General features: G+C 50.3%; 17 protein-coding genes. 12 read left to right on the top strand and 5 right to left on the bottom strand.

What is annotated here, in order from left to right:
- Positions 1-116: 116 nt before the first annotated feature.
- Both carA and EHT87_RS26415 read left to right on the top strand, forming a co-directional pair.
- Positions 117-1,232, top strand: coding sequence for a glutamine-hydrolyzing carbamoyl-phosphate synthase small subunit (carA, locus tag EHT87_RS26420; protein WP_124909809.1), 1,116 nt, complete (start codon positions 117-119; stop codon positions 1,230-1,232).
- Between the two features lie 105 nt (positions 1,233-1,337).
- Entirely contained in the window at positions 1,338-2,534 is a 1,197-nt protein-coding gene (locus tag EHT87_RS26415; protein WP_124909808.1) for an acetyltransferase domain-containing protein, read from the top strand.
- On the opposite strand, the gene EHT87_RS26410 is transcribed toward EHT87_RS26415, so the two are convergent.
- Positions 2,531-2,731: a hypothetical protein gene (locus EHT87_RS26410; protein WP_124909807.1), complete on the bottom strand. Its 201-nt coding sequence runs from the start codon at positions 2,729-2,731 to the stop codon at positions 2,531-2,533. The genes EHT87_RS26415 and EHT87_RS26410 overlap by 4 nt on opposite strands.
- 141 nt (positions 2,732-2,872) lie before the next feature.
- A complete protein-coding gene (locus EHT87_RS26405; RefSeq protein ID WP_185716355.1) occupies positions 2,873-5,749 on the bottom strand; it encodes an ATP-binding protein in 2,877 nt (958 codons plus the stop codon).
- A gap of 299 nt (positions 5,750-6,048) precedes the next feature.
- On the opposite strand from EHT87_RS26405, the gene eno reads away from it, so the two are divergent.
- From eno to EHT87_RS26360, 9 genes are all read left to right on the top strand, one after another.
- Complete coding sequence (gene eno, locus EHT87_RS26400; RefSeq protein ID WP_124909805.1) at positions 6,049-7,326, top strand: phosphopyruvate hydratase; 1,278 nt, start codon at positions 6,049-6,051, stop codon at positions 7,324-7,326.
- Positions 7,327-7,404: 78 nt separating this feature from the next.
- Positions 7,405-7,716: an FtsB family cell division protein gene (locus tag EHT87_RS26395; RefSeq protein WP_124909804.1), complete on the top strand. Its 312-nt coding sequence runs from the start codon at positions 7,405-7,407 to the stop codon at positions 7,714-7,716.
- Positions 7,717-7,772: 56 nt separating this feature from the next.
- Complete coding sequence (locus tag EHT87_RS26390; RefSeq protein ID WP_124909803.1) at positions 7,773-8,300, top strand: low molecular weight protein-tyrosine-phosphatase; 528 nt, start codon at positions 7,773-7,775, stop codon at positions 8,298-8,300.
- A gap of 181 nt (positions 8,301-8,481) precedes the next feature.
- On the top strand, positions 8,482-9,432 hold the full coding sequence (locus EHT87_RS26385) for a UTP--glucose-1-phosphate uridylyltransferase (RefSeq protein ID WP_229321376.1): 951 nt from the start codon (positions 8,482-8,484) through the stop codon (positions 9,430-9,432).
- Between the two features lie 3 nt (positions 9,433-9,435).
- Entirely contained in the window at positions 9,436-12,774 is a 3,339-nt protein-coding gene (locus EHT87_RS26380; RefSeq protein ID WP_124909802.1) for a UTP--glucose-1-phosphate uridylyltransferase, read from the top strand.
- Positions 12,775-12,920: 146 nt separating this feature from the next.
- Complete coding sequence (gene gpmI / locus EHT87_RS26375; protein WP_124909801.1) at positions 12,921-14,456, top strand: 2,3-bisphosphoglycerate-independent phosphoglycerate mutase; 1,536 nt, start codon at positions 12,921-12,923, stop codon at positions 14,454-14,456.
- 153 nt (positions 14,457-14,609) lie between these two features.
- Complete coding sequence (locus EHT87_RS26370) at positions 14,610-15,164, top strand: hypothetical protein (protein WP_229321374.1); 555 nt, start codon at positions 14,610-14,612, stop codon at positions 15,162-15,164.
- 49 nt (positions 15,165-15,213) lie between these two features.
- The gene (locus tag EHT87_RS26365) at positions 15,214-15,450 is read left to right on the top strand and encodes a hypothetical protein (protein ID WP_124909800.1); all 237 of its coding nucleotides are present in this window, start codon (positions 15,214-15,216) and stop codon (positions 15,448-15,450) included.
- Between the two features lie 6 nt (positions 15,451-15,456).
- Positions 15,457-15,849 (top strand): type II toxin-antitoxin system VapC family toxin, encoded by a 393-nt coding sequence (locus EHT87_RS26360; protein ID WP_124909799.1) that lies wholly within the window; start codon positions 15,457-15,459, stop codon positions 15,847-15,849.
- Positions 15,850-15,881: 32 nt separating this feature from the next.
- Here the strand turns inward: EHT87_RS26360 and EHT87_RS26355 are convergent, their stop codons facing one another.
- From EHT87_RS26355 to EHT87_RS26345, 3 genes are all read right to left on the bottom strand, one after another.
- A complete protein-coding gene (locus EHT87_RS26355) occupies positions 15,882-16,691 on the bottom strand; it encodes a TPM domain-containing protein (RefSeq protein ID WP_124909798.1) in 810 nt (269 codons plus the stop codon).
- Positions 16,692-17,126 (bottom strand): TPM domain-containing protein, encoded by a 435-nt coding sequence (locus tag EHT87_RS26350; RefSeq protein ID WP_185716354.1) that lies wholly within the window; start codon positions 17,124-17,126, stop codon positions 16,692-16,694. It abuts the gene before it with no gap.
- Between the two features lie 82 nt (positions 17,127-17,208).
- Complete coding sequence (locus EHT87_RS26345) at positions 17,209-17,790, bottom strand: LemA family protein (RefSeq protein ID WP_124909797.1); 582 nt, start codon at positions 17,788-17,790, stop codon at positions 17,209-17,211.
- Between the two features lie 286 nt (positions 17,791-18,076).
- On the opposite strand from EHT87_RS26345, the gene EHT87_RS26340 reads away from it, so the two are divergent.
- Complete coding sequence (locus EHT87_RS26340; protein WP_124909796.1) at positions 18,077-18,865, top strand: SDR family oxidoreductase; 789 nt, start codon at positions 18,077-18,079, stop codon at positions 18,863-18,865.
- The last annotated feature ends 6 nt before the right edge of the window (positions 18,866-18,871 follow it).

Here is an 18,871-nt window from a genome sequence, read left to right as displayed (position 1 = left end):
TAAATGCCAGTCGAGCTAGTTAATTAGTCATTGTGAAGAACAAACTCAAATATCAGATAGAGGGTTAACCGTAACGGGTTAGCCCTTTTTTTTAACTAAATAATCCAGCGTAATTCATGAAACAGGTTCAGCAGCCAGATGCTTTACTGGTTTTGAAAGATGGTTCCGTGTTCAGAGGAACAGCACTCGGTAAAATTGGAACGGCAGGCGGTGAAATATGCTTTAATACGGGCATGACCGGCTATCAGGAGATTTACACGGACCCTTCGTATTACGGACAGGTGATCGTGAACACGACTTCGCACATTGGAAATTATGGTGTGCAATACCAGGATGAAGAAGAGTCCGGAAGTGTAAAAATCCGGGGAATGGTCTGTAATTTCTTTTCGCAGATCCATTCGCGGCATACGGCTGACACCTCTTTACAGGAATACTTCGAACGAGCCAACATCGTTGGTATCAGTGGAATCGACACCCGGCAGGTCGTTCGGCACATTCGGGATAAAGGCGTAATGAACTGCATTATTTCATCCGAAATTATGGATCCGGCCATTTTACTGGACCGGTTGCACCAGATTCCGGACATGGAAGGGCTGGAACTATCGTCGGAAGTCAGTACCCCAAAGATTTATGAAGTAGGTGATGCCGGCAGGGCCGAATTTAAAGTGGCGGTTCTGGATTTAGGAATCAAAAAAAGCATTCTGAACAATCTGGCCAGTCGGGGTGCGCATTGCCGGGTGTTTCCGGCCAAAACGCCATTTGAAGAGATTAATGCCTGGAACCCGGACGGCTACTTTATATCCAATGGTCCCGGCGACCCGGCAGCAATGCCTTACGCTGTTCAAACCGTAACGCAGGCGCTGGAAACCGACAAACCGCTGTTTGGTATTTGCCTCGGACACCAGATTCTGTCGCTGGCCAGCGGTATTACAACTTACAAAATGCACAATGGCCATCGGGGGTTGAACCACCCGGTCAAGAATCTAATCACGGGCCTCTGTGAAGTGACGTCGCAAAATCATGGTTTCGCGGTAAGAGCCGATGAGGTACTGGAAAATCGTGATGTTGAGCTGACGCACGTGAACCTGAACGATAAAACGATTGAAGGAATCCGTCGGAAAGACCGCCCGGCCTTTTCCGTGCAATATCACCCTGAAGCTTCGCCGGGACCACACGACTCCCGGTATCTGTTCGATGAGTTCGTAAAACTGATCGAAGTAGAAGTTCGATAAGATGAAAAACCGGCCACGCGCCGGTTTTTTTGTGGAGAATACCCGCGCTATGTTGCTGCTATTTGGCGGAAAGCTAACTTGTGAATAGAAATAAAACCCTACGCCATGTCAGCCACCGCCATCCTTCCACTGAACCGAGTAGCCGCCCGCATTCTGAGCATCGACGCGGTACGGGGTATTAGTATGGTCATCATGGCGTTGGATCACACCCGTGATTTCATTCATTACAACGGGTTTTTCTATAATGCCACGGATTTGAATACCACCACGCCCATCATTTTTATGACGCGCTGGATAACGCACTTCTGTGCGCCAACGTTCGTCTTTCTGGCGGGAACATCGGCTTATTTGATGAGCCGTAAAAAGACCAGATCGCAACTGAGCCTGTTTCTGCTGACGCGCGGTTTATGGTTGATGATTTTTGATGTAACCGTCGTCAACCTGACGATCTGGTTCGATTTAACGTTTTCCGTGACGGCTCTGGAGGTCGTTTGGGCAACGGGATTCGGGATGGCGGTTTTAGGTGGAATGCTGTTTTTGCCCCAACGAGTCCTTTTAGCACTTGGTCTGCTGATTTTGTTCGGGCACAATGCTCTGGATGGCGTTTCCTTTCAACCCGGAACCGCAATGGACATCATCTGGTCGATGCTGCACCGGCGCAATGCGATTCCCCTGGGCCCGGATCGGGTTGCTTTTACGAGTTATCCGGTGCTTCCGTGGATCGGAATTATAATCCTGGGCTATTGTTTGGGGGAATTATTCCGCTCTGATAGCGAACCTGAGCAGCGTCGACGGAAGCTCCAATGGATCGGAATAGGCGCTATAGCGATTTTTATTCTGATGCGCACCCTAAACCTATACGGCGATCCTGCTCCGTGGACAGCGCAGAAAACGCCGTTGTTTACCTTCTTTTCGTTTATTAATCTGACCAAATATCCGCCATCCCTGCTCTACACACTGATGACGCTGGGACCGGCCATTTTGCTACTGAGCTGGCTGGAAGGCAAGCGGGCCACCTGGGTGCCGTTTTTTATTGTTTATGGCCGCGTTCCTCTTTTTTATTTCGTTGTCCACTTCTTCCTTATCCACGTTTTATCGATTGTTCTCCTGCTGGCGGACGGCATTCCCTGGTCATCCATCAATTTCCAGAATAAAACTGCCGGAACCCTACCCAATCACGGTTTGTCGCTCGGTATGACCTATTGCGTATGGATTTTGGTGGTGTTGGTGATGTATCCGCTTTGTAGATGGTATGGGCGGGTTAAAAATCAGAGCAGCAGTCCGATCTGGAGCTATCTTTAAGCTACTGCCATATCGGTGGCGAACCATTGCAGTTTTGCGGCCCGGCTCGGCGTAAATCGCGCTGAATAATTTTCATATTCAAGCGTTCGGTAATGAAGCGAAATTAAATAAAGCTGATACGTTTCTTCAGTAGGAATATCCAGGGAAAGATCCATGCAACCATCCCAGGTCTTCGATTCAGCGAGTGAATGAGTCATACGTGCGTTAGAGAAATAGCAAGTACGGGCTCATGGTATTATGAGCCCGTACTTGAATGCATGATCCGAACAGAGAAAAAAGCAATGTGCAATATTGAAGAATTTATCGCAAAGGGATTCGCAATTTCCGGACAATTACACTCAATTTTCAGACAATACATTACGAATGTAGTCGGAAGGAGACAAGGTGAAGAGTTCTTTGAAGCATTGGCCGAAATAGGAAGGGCTCTCAAAACCAACCTTATAGGCGGTTTCTGAAACCGGATAACCAGCTTTTAACAGGTCGGCTGCTTTTCGGAGTCGATAAGTACGGATAAATTCACTGACGCTCATGCCGAGCATGGCCGTCAGCTTACGATTCAGGGTCCGGGAGCTCATAGCTACTTCAACGGCCAAATCATCAACCGAAAATTTAGCGTCATCCAGGTGCTTTTCCAGGGCTTGGTACAGCTGGTTCAGGAATGCATTTTGGTAGGCCGGAAGTTGGAGGCTGTCGGGTTTACTAAATTGCAGGTTGTAGAATGTACGCAATGCCAACTGGTAGTGCAACAGGTTCGTAACCCGAAGATGCAACTCACGTTGACTGAATGGTTTCGTTAAGTAATCGTTCGCACCGGCAGATAAACCCTCAAGTTTACTTTCGGAGGCTGTTTTGGCCGTCAAGAGAATAACCGCAATGTGATTTGTCCGGGGTGTTTGTTTGATGAGCCGACAGAGTTGATAGCCGTCCAGTACCGGCATCATGATGTCGCTCACAACCAGATCCGGTAACTCGCTCTGGCAGATTTCCCAGCCTTCCTGGCCGTTGGCAGCCGTTAGAATCCGATAAGTGGCTGCCAGTCCATTGGCAATCAACTGGCGCAGATCGTCGTTGTCCTCCACCAGCAGGAGAACGGGCAGATTGCCGTGAGCAGTTGACTTCGGGTCAGACCAGGGCGCGGGAAGCGTCTGCGGTGTTTCCGGCCAAAGCAAGTCGGGTAAGGAAGCCTGAAGCTTCGGATGATCGGCATACGGTTGACGAACCGGACATGCTACCGTAATCGTAGTCCCCTTACCCACTTCACTTTCGAGGGAGATTCTTCCTTTCAGCAAATCCGTCAGTTCTTTTACCAAAGCCAGCCCAATACCGGTTCCTTCATACGGGCGGGTTCGGGAATCATCGACCTGATAAAACCGGTCAAAAATATGGGGAATCTGATCCGCAGCAATACCGGTTCCCGTGTCGGAAACCGACAACCGCAGCAGCATTTGCCCAGCTGTTCCAAAAGATTCGGTCACTAAGTCCACCCGTACTGAGCCTCCGGAAGGCGTATACTTTAAGGCATTAGACAGAAGATTCGATCCAATTTTACCCCATTTATCGTCATCGAACAACAGTTGTTCCGGCAATTGCCCGGGTTGATACGTAAGCTGAATGCCTTTCATTTCGGCGGTTATTCGGAATGAATTGACGAGATCATTCATGAATTGGACCGCATCGCCCTGCGATTCCCGGACTTTGAGGCTACCCGATTCCAGTTTTGACAGATCGAGTAATTGATTGATCAGTTGCAGCAGTTGACGGGCATTCCGATGAATCGTGGCCAGTGTATTGTTGATAACCGAGCGTTCAATCGTCGGACTGTCAGCGGTTGTCCGTACCAATTGCTCGATGGGAGAAATAATGAGGGTTAGTGGTGTTCGGAATTCGTGGGTAATATTGGCAAAAAACCGGTTTTTTACTTCTTCCACTTCCTTGCGCCGGTCGGCTTCCTGCCGCTTCAGAGCCATTTGCTCGATAACCTGATTGGCCGTTTTTAAATCGATCGTAAGCGCTTCCGTTCGGGCAAAGGCCGATGAAAAACGAATCGCCAGCAGCAACGACTGACACAGCGTAAACAAGACAACCGCAGTAGAAAGTAAATAATACGTGTGGATGATGCCGGCCTGGTAGAGCGAATCGTTGAAAACACAGACCGCCAATATAATCATATCACAAAAAAGGATGAAACCGCCTTCTTTTTTTAGCCGGAAAGCCCGGAAGGAAATCGAGAAGAAATAACCGCATTCCAGAATCGCTAATGGACTGATCAAGGTGCCCCAGGCCGAGTAGGTTGTGGCAGGGGTGAAAAGAACCAACGCAAGAAAGGCCAGATTTAAAGCCACAATACTTTTTTTGAAAACCGCCGTTATCAGATCGGGAAACAGGCATTGTAAATATAGCGTGAGGCCAATAATACCGATTGGAAAAGCACAATACAGGGCTTTATTGGCTAAAAACCAGTTGGCTTCAGGAAAAATCAGGAAGAACAGGCTTTCGGAATTGAAACTCTCACGAAAAGCGGCCAGCAAACACAGCGTTCCGAATAGGAAAGGAGCCCGATCCTGTTGTCGAAGCGCATACAGAACGAAGTGATACAGGCCGATGATAAACAGTACGCCAATGATAAAAGCGGAAATGAGGATGCTTTTTTCCCGGCTCTGTGAAAGGATCGCCGGATGGCCCAATTCCAGACTTTTCCAGATACCACCGTAGGCAAAATGGTAATTTGCTACCTGGATCAACAGAAATGCTTCTCGTCCCGGAACCGGAAAGGAAACAACTGTCGAATTGGTGCCCGGTTTCATGGAGCGGTCGGTAGCCAGCTGCCCGGTTTGGGCCACCAGCTGGCCGTTTACAAATAATTTATAAGCCGTTCTGATCGGTGGAATTCGTAAGGCCCATTGTTGGCCTGAGTCCGGAAGAATAATCCGCAGTCCGTAGGTACCGTGACCCAAATCCTGTGGAAATAACGTAAAGCTTTTCGTATAAGAATGCCAGTTTCCGGGCACGGAAATGTAATTTTTGCTGGCACTAAGGCTTGAAGAATCAGCGAATTGGTTCCATTTGAAAAACCATTCGCCCCTCAGCGAAACCGGCTCGGTGGACGCATGGGAATAGGAAGAAAGATCAATGACGCCATTTTGCGCAACGGGGATACGGTTTTTTTGGGCCCGACACACCAAGGCCAGGGCGCCCAGCAGGAGGGCGAGAAACAAAGAACGTATGGTCCGTTGAGGTGTCGTAAAAATATGCATAGCCCATTTCCCACCGAGACACCAAAAATACCGGGTCAGATGGCCGAATCGTCGTTGGGTACTGATTGGGTATTACCAAATTGCTTAATTCGCAGGGTACTCCCTACAAACCGAAAAAATCACTTACTTTGTAGGGCAAAAATCGTGCTATAACCAATTCATTAGACGGGGTAATGGCATCATTGACTTCCTGATCAGGAAGTTTTGTATCCATTCGGTTTTTTTAGTTTACAGAATATTAACCAACTTTTTTAGACACAATGAGTATTATTCAGTCCATTCATGCCAGACAGATTCTGGATTCGAGAGGCAATCCAACCGTCGAAGTAGATGTTCGCACCGAAAACGGGTTTTTGGGTCGTGCGGCCGTTCCATCGGGAGCCTCGACCGGTTCACACGAAGCCGTCGAATTGCGCGATGATGATCCGAAACGGTACGTCGGCAAAGGCGTGTTGCGAGCGGTTCAGAACGTCAATGAGCTGATCTTCCCCGAACTGGTAGGGTCGTCGGTATTCGATCAGAGCATGATCGACCGGATTATGATTGAACTGGATGGTACTTCCAATAAAGGTCGTCTGGGTGCCAACGCTATTTTAGGCGTATCGCTGGCCATTGCCAAGGCGGCTGCTCAGGAAGCTGGTCTGCCCTTGTATCGCTACATTGGCGGAGTCAATGCCAATACGCTGCCGGTTCCGATGATGAACATCCTGAACGGAGGTAGCCATGCCGACAATTCGATTGATTTCCAGGAGTTTATGGTCATGCCGGTCGGAGCACCCAGTTTCTCGGAAGCGCTGCGCTGGGGCACGGAAGTATTCCACTCGCTCAAGAAAGTGCTGAAAAGCAAAGGCATGTCGACCAACGTCGGTGATGAAGGCGGTTTTGCCCCCAACATTCCGTCGAATGAAGAAGCTATTCAGATCATTCTGCAAGCCATCGACAAAGCCGGTTATCGCGCCGGTGAGGATATTTATATTGCCATGGATGCCGCAGCGTCCGAGTTCTATGAAGCCGATTCGGGAACGTATCACTTCAAAAAATCGTCCGGTGACCGGCTTAGCTCGTCCGAAATGGCGAATTACTGGAAAGAATGGGTTGACAAATACCCGATCATTTCCATCGAAGACGGTATGGCTGAAGACGACTGGAGCGGTTGGAAAGAACAGACCGAACTGATTGGAAAGAAAACCCAACTCGTTGGTGATGATTTGTTTGTGACAAACGTTACGCGTTTGCAACAGGGAATCGATCAGGGAATTGCCAACGCCGTGCTGGTGAAAGTGAATCAGATCGGTTCGTTGACCGAAACCATCAATACCGTTAATCTGGCAAAACGCAATTCGTACAAAAACATCATGTCGCACCGTTCCGGCGAAACCGAGGATGCAACGATTGCCGACCTGGCCGTGGCCTTGAATACCGGCCAGATCAAAACCGGTTCGGCTTCCCGTTCGGATCGGATGGCGAAATACAACCAGTTGCTCCGGATCGAGGAAGAACTGGGCGAAATCGCGTATTTTCCAGGTATTAAAATGTAATCACGTTCACCCCCAACCGTCTGAAGGGAGCTAAAAAGCCCGTCCTTCAGGGGCTGGGGGTGATTTTTTTTAAATCCCATGCTTACGAAGATCCTTCGAGTCGTCAAAAACTTCTATTTCGCAACCGGTGTGGGGTTGTTGCTCTGGATATTGTTCTTTGATGCCAACGACATCATCTCACAGGTTCGTAACAGCCTGAAACTGGGTGATTTAGAAACGGATCTGGTCTATTACGACGAGAAAATCAAGGAAGTAGAAACGCAGCGCCAGTCCATGTTGGGCAATCCCCGCTTGCAGGAAAAATACGCCCGCGAAAACTACCTCATGAAAAAGCCGAATGAGGATGTTTACGTGCTGGTCAATGAGAAAAATGAACCGGTAGAGAAATAAGGGCGATTCACCACGTGGGTCACCTTGCTATCGTTCATCATCCCTAGTTGATTATTATGATAAACGTTCTGTTCGTCTGTCTGGGAAATATCTGCCGGTCGCCGGTTGCAGAAGGGGTATTTCAACAGTTGGTAAAAGAACGGGGTCTGGAAGCGTCAATTCGGTGCGACTCCGCCGGAACATCATCCTACCACATCGGTGACCTGCCCGACCGCCGAACCCGTGAAAATGCGCTCGAACACGGGATTAAACTCACCCATCGCGCTCGCCGGCTCTCGGGCGAAGATTTATCGCAGTTCGATTACCTGGTAGCGATGGACGAATCGAACTATGAAGCTATTCAGTATTTTAGCCACCGCAGTATCGGCCTTTACAGTGAAGAAAATACGGTTTTGCTGCGCGAGTTCGATCCTCAGCCCGACAGCGGGCCCAATGGACTCAGTGTTCCCGACCCTTACTACGAAGATGCTGCGGTTTTTGAACAAGTCTACCAGATCGTCTACCGATGCTGTAATAATTTTCTGAACTACCTGGTGGAGCAACACCAGCTACAGCCGCAGTCGGAGCGGCAAAGCAAAGAATAATGAATTGGCAGATCGACTTCAACTACAGATATATTCTTATTCAGTGAAATCCATAATTCACGGCAGCATCCTGACTTTATAATTTTATCTTTTAGTCTGATAATTTCCATTAACTTAATAAAGTTTGGTAATTAATTTGATAGAAGTACTCAATAACAACGCCTAAAAATAGCCTGATTACATGATGAGAATTAAAAAAGCAGTGATTACGGCTGCCGCCCGTGGTGAACGATTGTATCCGGTTGCTGATACCATTCAGAAGGCCATGCTTCCGGTAATTGATACCGATGGTTTGCATAAGCCGGTGATCCAGATTATTGCCGAAGAAGCGTTTGCCAGTGGAATCGAAGAATTATGCGTCGTTTGTGCACCCGGCGACGGAGACCGGTACCTGAAAGCTTTCGCTTCGTTACGGGATAATCTCTTCCATTCATTCAAAGGCGTTGACTGGGCGAAAAAGGAAGCGGAAAAAATCGACCATTTCCTCGACCGGGTTCAATTTGCCGAACAACAGGAACCGCTGGGGTATGGTCATGCCGTCTATTGCGCACGGAGTTTTGTAAATAATGAGCCCTTTCTGCTGCTTTTGGGCGATTATCTCTACGTTTCCAATCTGAAACTCAAAAGTTGCGCGGCCCAGCTTCTGGAACTTGCTGCGCAGGAAAACTGCTCGGTCTCGGCCGTCAACCCGACCATCGAACACCAGATCAGTCGCTACGGGACGCTTACCGGCAAACAGGCCGCCAATCGATCGGGCGTGTATCAAATCGAAAAAATTATTGAAAAACCGCCCCTGAGTGTGGCTGAACTGGAACTCCAGACCCCCGGATTACGGGCCGGTTATTACCTCTGCTTTTTTGGCATGCACGTTTTTACCCCCGCTATTTTTGCCATTTTACAGAAATATATCGAACAGGATGGCGGCAATATCTTACTGACGCCCGCCCTCCAGGAACTGGCCGAAACCGAAAACTACCTGGCGCTGGAAGTAAAAGGCAATCGCTATGATTTAAGTAGACGACACGGCTTGTTGCGGGCTCAGATTGCGTTGGGATTAGCCGGTGATGCGCATAGTGAAATCTTGTCGACCATGGTAGAATTACTGGCCGAAGCAAACAGCAGAACTGTCTGATATATGAATGTTTTTATAGAGACGATTACCTCGACCAATCCCGAAAAACGCAACCGTTCTTTCTATGAACTAAGTCGCCGGTTGTCGGGAAAAGAGTTGCTGGGAATGCTGCGCGAATTGGATGAATTTCGGAAATCGACGCCCAATTTATACGATAAAGTGAGAGCCATTCTTTTCCTTTATGCGGGTTTTCGGTTTTTCCTGATGGAGAATCCCGAAACGCCCACCACCGGAAAAGTGCCTTACGCCGGTTTTGAAGATTTGCTGGCCCGGCGGTTTGAACATGCTATTGCCACGTTTTTGCACGAGCTGGACAAGCAGGGTCCCAATGCGGCTTTGTTCAGTGCCCTGGCCGAAAGTTACCACCATCTGTCGTTCCAGATTCTGGCGGGTCAGGTTCGGAAAAGCGTGCGCTCGAGCAAAGGAAATCAGTGGATGTTTCGGGTTGGACACCGCGAAGAACATCCCATCCGGATTCATGCGGCTTTGCTCAAACGCCCGGAGAATTCGCTCTTTTATCCTATTCTGCACGAACAAACATCGGTGCGGATGGATTTGACCCACAGCGGCTGGTCGGATATTTTCTTCCTTGGAATGGATTATCCGGAAGGCGCGCGGGTGGTAAACATCTCCATCGATCTGGGCGTTTTTGGGCGCGATGCCGACATTCGTCCCCCGCTGAACTGCTACGTTCGGGTGATTCCGGACCCGGTTTTGCGCCTGACCAGCATTGACCTGAATACCACCAAAGACATTGATGATTTAGCCGATTTATTCAATTTCGGAAATGACTACCTGAGTCTGGTCAAAGCCGGTGTCATTGCCTCGGGCCTTATCCCGCCTTCGTTCGAAAATACAAATCAGTCGCTGCCTGATATTTTGTCCAGGATTGTAGCGCCGGGCATGGGAATCGAACTGGTGACCAAAGTGAACGATATTCCGAAAGGCTCGCGGTTTGCGGTTTCGACCAACCTGCTGGGTTCGATCATCAGTCTGCTGATGCGCGCGACGGGTCAGACGAAAAAGCTGGAAGGCGGTCTGGAGGAAAGTGAGCGACGGCTGGTGGCTTCCCGGGCGATTCTGGGCGAATGGATTGGTGGTTCGGGTGGTGGCTGGCAGGATTCCGGCGGGGTCTGGCCCGGCATTAAAGCTATTCAGGGTACGTTTGCGCAGGAAGGCGATCCCGAATCCGGGATTAGTCGCGGGACGTTATTGCCGCGTCACCGGGTGTTGGAGGGCGAAGACATTCACCCGGAAATGGGCGAAAAAATCATGAATTCGCTGGTGCTGATGCACGGCGGAATGGCGTCGAACGTCGGGCCCATTCTGGAAATGGTCACCGAAAAATACCTGCTCCGTGGTGAAAACGAGTGGCATGCCCGGCAGCAAACCAACCAGGTTTTCGATAACATTCTGTCGGCCATCAAAGAAGGCGATATTCAAAAGCTGGGTGCCAATACCGCCCGCAACTGGGAGGGTCCGATTAAAACCATCATTCCGTGGGCTTCCACGTATTTCACCGAGCAAATTATTTCCAAAGCAAAAGCCGCCTTTGGTACTGATTACTACGGCTTTTTGATGCTGGGCGGTATGTCCGGTGGCGGTATGGGCATGTTTGTCAATCCGGCGGGCTACGAAGACTATAAAATGAAGGTGCTGGACATTCTGCGAAAAACGAAAGCGGAATTGTCGGCGTCGCTGCCGTTTGCGATGGAACCGGTGGTCTATAACTGGCGCATCAATTACAAAGGAACCTGGGCGACGTTGCAGGCCGGAACGGAAGCCCTGATGCCGGAACAGTATTACGGGATTCATGTGTCGGAACTGGTGCGGAAAGACCCCGCTTCGATTTCGTACATCCGGCGGGCCGAGATGGACGTTTTTACGACCTACTGCGAGAAAAACAACCTGGCCTATCCGCTTCTGCGAACCATTATCAGCAATCTGTTCAAAGTTTCCGACCCGACTTCACAAAGCAATCGAAGTGTCGAAAACGAAAAAGCCGATCGGATCAAGAAAGAAAACGGGTTTGATTACATCCAGCACGAAGAAATCCGGGAAGATTTACAGAAAGGTCGTATTGGGCTGTCGCGCAACCGGTTAGCCGCCGAGACGACCATTGAAGATGTCCAACCGGACGATATTGTTCAGCTCGATGAACTGGCGGGCGCGGTGAAAACCGGTGAAGCGGCTATTCGGGACGGAAAAGTGGCGGTTTTGAGTCTGGCGGCCGGCGTCGGTAGTCGGTGGACCAAAGGCGCTGGCGTCATCAAGGCCCTGAATCCGTTTGTGGAAATTGAGGGCCGGCACCGGAGCTTTCTGGAAATCCATTTGGCCAAAACCCGGAAAGTAGCGGAAACCTACGGCGGCATGATTCCGCATCTGGTGGCGACCAGCTACCTGACGCACGAACCGATTCGGCAAACGCTGGAACAAACCCGCAACTTTGGCTATTCCGGAACCACGTACCTTTCGCCGGGCCGTTCGATCGGTCAGCGATTTGTGCCGATGGAGCGCGATCTGCGGTTTATGTGGGAAGAAATGCCGCAGGAAACGCTCGACGAAAATAAGCAGAAAGTGCGGGACGCCGTTCGCCAGACGATGATTGGCTGGGCCAAATCGAAAGGAGAAGGGTCCGATTACGTCGATAACATTGCGGCTCAGCGGTTTTCGCCTTTGGGCCACTGGTATGAAGTTTCCAATTTGCTCCGGAACGGAACATTGGCGCGTTTGCTGGCCGAACATCCGCAGTTGGAAACGGTGATGTTGCATAATATCGATACACTGGGAGCAGATGTAAACCCGGCGGCTCTGGGTCATCACCTCGAATCGGGCAATATGCTGACGTTTGAGGTCGTTCCCCGCCGGATCGAAGACCGTGGGGGCGGACTGGCGCGGGTCAACGGCAACCTCCGTTTGCTGGAAGGACTGGCGCAACCCCGCGAAGAGGACGAACTGAATCTGAGTTATTACAACTCAATGACCACCTGGATTCAGATCGATCCGTTGCTGGCGCTTTTCGGTCTGACGCGCCAGGATTTGCAGGACGGCGACGAAGCCCGGCTCGCCAAAGCCGTTCGAAGCGTGGCCCACCGAATTCCGACCTATGTGACCACCAAAGACGTCAAATACCGCTGGGGACACGGTCAGGAGGATATTTATCCGGTGGCGCAGATTGAAAAATTATGGAGTGATATGTCGGCGCTGACGGATGTCCAGTGCGGCTACATTGCCGTGCCGCGTATGCGCGGGCAGCAAATGAAAGATCCGGCGCAACTGGATGCCTGGGTCACCGACGGCAGCAAAGACTACATCGCCGGTTTGGGGACGTTTGAGTTTTGACAGGAACGCGGATTGAACGGATTAGACGGATTTTAACAGATAATTTAATCCATCTAATCCGTTCAATCCGCGTTCCTATCAACCATTTAACCATTCTTTAACGATTCGATAGCGTCTTTTGCCGCTAATGTTGTTAATTTCGAGGCATGAATAAGAAAGTCATTTTAATGATTCTGGACGGCTGGGGAATTGCCCGAAAGATTGATGTTTCAGCGATCGACGCGGCCAACACGCCTTTTGTTGATTCGCTCTATGCCAACTATTCACACAGCCAGCTGGAAGCTTCGGGTCTTGCCGTCGGTCTGCCAGCGGGTCAGATGGGTAACTCTGAAGTCGGACACATGAACCTCGGCGCGGGCCGGATTGTGTATCAGGATCTGGTGAAAATTAACCTGGCCGTCGAGCAGCACACGCTGGACACCGAGCCGGTTTTGCTGGATGCGTTGAATTATGCCAAAACCAACGGCAAAAAAGTTCATTTCATCGGTCTGGTATCCAACGGTGGGGTTCACTCCCACATTGAGCACCTGAAAGGACTTTGCACCGTGGCGCATGAGCAGGGACTGACGGATGTATTTATCCACGCCTTTACCGACGGCCGCGATACGGACCCGAAAAGTGGATACGGTTTTCTGGCCGATCTGGAAAACCATCTGAAAGCCACAACCGGGCGGATTGCCACCATCACCGGGCGGTATTACGCCATGGATCGGGATAACCGCTGGGAACGCGTCAAACTGGCCTACGACGCGATGGTGCGGGGTATTGGCCATGAGAAATGCGAAGTGGGAGGGGAGTTGTCGGCCATTCATGAATCGTATGAGAATGGTGTGACCGACGAATTCATCAAACCCATCATCGTTACCAATCCCGACGGCAGTCCGCTGGCGACGATTCAGGATGGCGACGTGGTGCTGTGCTTCAACTTCCGGACCGACCGGGGCCGCGAAATTACGCTGGCGCTCAGCCAGCGGGATTATCCGGAGCAGGACATGAAGAAATTGAATCTGTATTATGTCACGCTGACCAATTATGACAACGAGTTTGTGGGCGTAAAGGTCATTTACGACAAAGATAATCTGACGAATACGCTCGGTGAAGTGGTTTCGAAAGCGGGTAAAAAGCAGATTCGGATTGCCGAAACCGAGAAGTACCCGCACGTAACGTTCTTCTTTTCCGGTGGTCGGGAAGATGTTTTTGAGGGCGAAACCCGCATGATGTGCCCATCACCCAAAGTGGCGACCTACGACCTGAAACCGGAAATGAGCGCGTTCGACATTCGTGATGCTATTATTCCGGAACTGGAACGCGAGCAGGTCGACTTCGTCTGTCTGAATTTTGCCAATACCGACATGGTGGGCCATACCGGCGTGTTTTCAGCGGTTGTAAAGGCCGCCGAAACCGTCGACCAGTGCGCTCAGGCGGTGATCACAACGGCTTTGCAACACGGATACACGACCATTGTCATTGCCGATCACGGTAATGCGGACTACATGATCAACGACGACGGTACGCCCAATACCGCCCACACCACCAACCCGGTTCCGTGTATTTTAGTGGATAACGATTTTCATCCGAAGCTCAACAACGGGGTTCTGGCCGACATTGCCCCAACCATTCTGCACCTGATGGGCATCGAGCAACCCGCCGTAATGACGGGGCACAGTTTGATCGCTGAATAGACCGAGACAAGAAAGTTGATCGATCCTGAGCCGGGTCTTTTGTCGCACTCCCGGCTCTTTTTTCCAAGGAAAAACTTTTCGGCTTGGGTTGGTGTTCGCCAACTAGACAGTACTGCACTCCCCCTGATTGGAAAGTCAGGGGGTATTTTTATCATGATGAAATTCAGTTACGGACTTGTTCTTATTCTGGCTTTGGCCGCCTGCACCAATCCAACCAAAGAGGCACCGGTCGGCACCTATTACGATCTGAAATCGTACGTCGAACAACAGATTGGCCAGTTGAAAAGCCAGCACCCAACAGTGGTAAAACAGGCCGGTTTTGGCAATGAGAAGGAGCAGCAAACTACCAAAGATATTGACTGGAGCCGCGAGCTGGATCTGTTTCTGCAAGCCGACATCAACAAGCAGGCATACCAGGCCAGTTACCAGAAACTCCGCCCGGATTCGCTGACCTACGAATATACCCTGAAACCGGGCGAAAAGCTGCCGGTTCGGTTTCTGCGCATCGAACTGGATTCGGTAACCCGCGAGCCCCGGCTGGTAAAAGCAACCTTGCGAACCAAAAATTCACTCTACGAATCGGAGCGAAACGTCTGGCTGCAAAGTGAGAAGGGCGTTCTCAAACGCTACCACATCGAAGGATTTCAACAGCTGGCGTGGCTGGATCAAAAGCGGTTTTTGATTGATGGGCAGATTAGAATGCCATGAACGAGGTATGAGAGAAAAGCGTTAATTTGCTGAAAAAAATAGTAAACTCATGCAGATGACCCATAGAGCAAGCGCAGATTCTTTGAATAGTGGATTTCTGGAAGCTATCAAAGAGAGATTTGGTGCAAAAGAGGTTGAGATAATCGTCAAGGATGTGGAAGACAATAAAGTTGTCAATCAAATGGAGACTTTTCACAAGCTGGAGAAGCTGCGTAGAAAGTTAAAAAGTGTCAAAATAGATCCGGCTCTAGATCTTTCAGCGCTTGCCAACGACGTAAACTTGTAACCTGAGATGATTTATTTTGATACTGATGTTTTGATAAATTATCTTATTGAACAAGACTCTGTTAAAAATCAAAAAGCCATTCAATTATATCAGGAAGCCTCTAAAAATGGAGTTTTCTTTTGTTCCCTGCTATGTTTGCAGGAAGCAGCTTTTGTATTAGCCCGCCTGAAAGTATCCGCAAATGATATTAAAACCATGGTCGACGGGTTAATGACCTCCCAAACGGTTAATTATGATGTCGTAAACTATAGGAGGGCCATTGAATTGGCCAGAAAAATTGGTTTTCAAAACATCAACGATTGTATCCATACGGCTCTTGCCGAAACGCACTGTAAGGAGCTTTATACGTTCAACCAGTCAGATTTCAAGAAAATTCAAAAACATACTCAGTTAAAATAACGGTATTCTAGGGAGCACCTATTGGAATAAACCTAATAGTCCCCGCCGGCACCGCCCCCGCCGAAGCTCCCGCCACCGAAGCCGCCAAAGCTGCTGCCCCCGCCACCTCCTCCACCCCAGTTACCGGACGAACCGCCCCAGCCGGAGAAGGTTGAGGTTGGGAAAGGAACCGGAAAGAAGCCACCGCCCCGGTTTCGGTTACTGCCCCCACCGCCCCGGTTCCGGCTGATCCAGATGATGACGATGATCACGACGAAAATAATGACGAAGAAGATGAGTCCGCCCCCGTCGTCTCCGCTGTCCGAGGGGTCGGCTTTGTATTCTCCGCTCGCCCGCCGAATGATTTCGGTAGTGGCTTCGTCCAGACCGGCGTACCATTGTTCGTTTTTAAACCGCGGAACGATGATCTGGCTGACAATCCGCTTGGCAATGGCATCCGGAATGGCACCTTCCAGACCGTAACCCGTAGCAATGAACACCTTACGGGTTGAAGGTACCCAGGCCAGCACCAGACCGTTGTTTTGTCCTTTCTGTCCCACACCCCACTTCCGACCGATTTGAAAGCTGTAGTCACCAATGGGGTAAGGATCCGTGGACTTTGCAATCACAATGACAATTTGCGTGGAAGTCGAGTCGTTATAAACCCGCAATTTTTCTTCCAGTCTCGCCCGCTCATCGGCACTCAGAATGCCCACAAAATCATTGACCAGACGCGGTGGATTCGGCCGCTCGGGAATGACATCATCCTGGCCGTAGGTCTGAAACGAAACCACGGCAAAGACGAGAATCAAAAAGATTTGAATCGGCAGGGCAAAGCGATAGAAGACGAAGCGAAGAGTCATTTAGTGGGAAATTTCGTCGGAAAGCTCGTTTGAATCATTGTTCAGACGAGGAAAATACTGTCGTAACTGCTGTCCTGCCCGTTCAATTCCCAGACAGAAACCTTGCGTAAACCGGCCCGCGCGAAAATTTTCGCGCATGACTTCTTTGGTGGTTTCCCAGAAATCGGCGGGCACGACCTTGTCGATTCCTTCATCGCCCAGGACGGCAAACTTTCGGTCGTCGGTGGCCAGATAAAACAGAACCCCGTTGCGCTGCGCCGTCTGATCCATGTTCAATTGCCGGAACACCTGCACCGCGCGGTCCATAACATCGGGGACCGGACAAAGCAGCTCGATATGCACCCGGATTTCTCCCGACGTTTCCAGTTCAGCCGACCGAATCGCCTGAATGATCTGCTGCTGTTCTTCGGGCGTGAATAGGTTGATTGCGGACATGGATGAAATAAGGAACGATGAATGATGAACGATGAATGGAAAGGTAAGACTCATTCATCGTTCATCATTCATAATTCATCATTTAAAATTGGACGGATGGGGCATTCTGGGCGGCTTGCGACGCTTCGAAGAAGCCTTTGGGTGAGAAACCGAAAATACCGGCGAAGAGATTGGCCGGGAACGTGCGGACGGAGACATTGTAGTCTTTTACGGCTGCGTTAAAATCGTTCCGTGCCACACTGATGCGGTTTTCGGTGCCTTCCAGTTGTGATTGAAGTTCGGAGAAGTTCTGCGTGGCTTTCAACTGCGGATAATTTTCCGACACGGCCAGCAGACGCGACAGCGTTCCCCCCAACTGATCCTGAGCCGCCTGGAACTTCTGGACGTTTTCGGGCGTCAGTTGGTCCGCCGTCAGTTGCACGCTCGTTGCTTTTGAACGGGCTTCCATAACCGCCGTCAACGTACTTTTTTCAAAGTTGGCGGCTCCTTTTACGGTATTGACCAGGTTCGGAACCAGATCGGCCCGGCGTTGGTATTGCGTTTGTACCTGCGCCCATTTTTCGCCGACATTGGCGTCTTTTCCGACAATTCCGTTATATGTGCTGCATCCGAAGAAACCAAAAATCAGCGCCAGGACGATGACAATAATAAGACCTTTAGACATGTGTGTTAGTAGGTTAATTTGACGGTAAAGTTGGTTAAATCTAGAATGGTATCGTAAAAAATTACACTATCGGACGCTTTTGCCCTTAATCCATGCGCCGGAGTTGATGATTGGGAAACGAAACGGCTAAACCTGTTTCGGGTAAGCGGTTTGGATGAATAACCGATTACTTCTACCAATTGATTGGTAAATTAGCAAAAATCTTGGCGTAAAGCCGCTAGTTAGGATTTCAGTCGGAAGATTGGCTGGAACTGTTACACATCTGATGACTTAAAACCGCATTCCTATGAATCTTTCGCTTACCGGGAAAACCGCCGTCGTCTGCGGTAGCACCCAGGGAATTGGGTACGCTTCGGCCGTTGAACTGGCGTTGCTGGGGGCTCATGTTACGCTGCTGGCCCGGAATGAAGAAAAACTGAAGGCCGCCATTAACTCGCTGGACACGCAGCAGGGGCAGAAACACCAGTATCGGGTGGCCGATTTTGCCAATCCGGAGCAGGTAAAAACCGTCATTGACGCCTATCTGGAAGAATTTCCGGACGTTCATATCCTCGTCAACAATACCGGCGGTCCGGCGGGTGGTCCGCTCATCGACGCCCAGCTGGACGAGTTTACCAAAACTTTTGCCGCCCATCTCCTGAACAACCAGATTTTGGCACAGGCCGTGGTGCCGTCGATGAAACGACTGGGCTACGGCCGGATTGTCAACATCATTTCCACGTCCGTCAAGCAGCCGATTGTGGGCCTGGGCGTTTCCAACACCATTCGCGGGGCCGTGGCGCAGTGGGCCAAAACCCTGTCGCTGGAGATCGCTCCATTCGGCATTACGGTCAATAATGTATTGCCGGGGTATACGCGCACCGCCCGTCTGGATGCGGTTTTGACGATGCGGGCGGGTGCTCAGGAAAAATCACGGGAAGAAATCGAAGCCCAGATGCAGGCCGAAATCCCGAGCCGGCGGTTTGCCGAACCGGAAGAAGTTGCGGCCGCCGTGGCTTTTCTCTGCACGCCCGCTGCGGCTTCGATCAACGGCATCAACGTGCCGGTAGATGGCGGGAAAACCGGTGGTTTGTAGGCTGTG

The sequence above is a fragment of the Larkinella knui genome, from assembly GCF_003858645.1.
In the GTDB taxonomy this organism is placed as follows: domain Bacteria; phylum Bacteroidota; class Bacteroidia; order Cytophagales; family Spirosomataceae; genus Larkinella; species Larkinella knui.
Note: the sequence above shows the minus strand (reverse complement) of the source record. Positions and strands in the feature narration are given on the sequence as shown.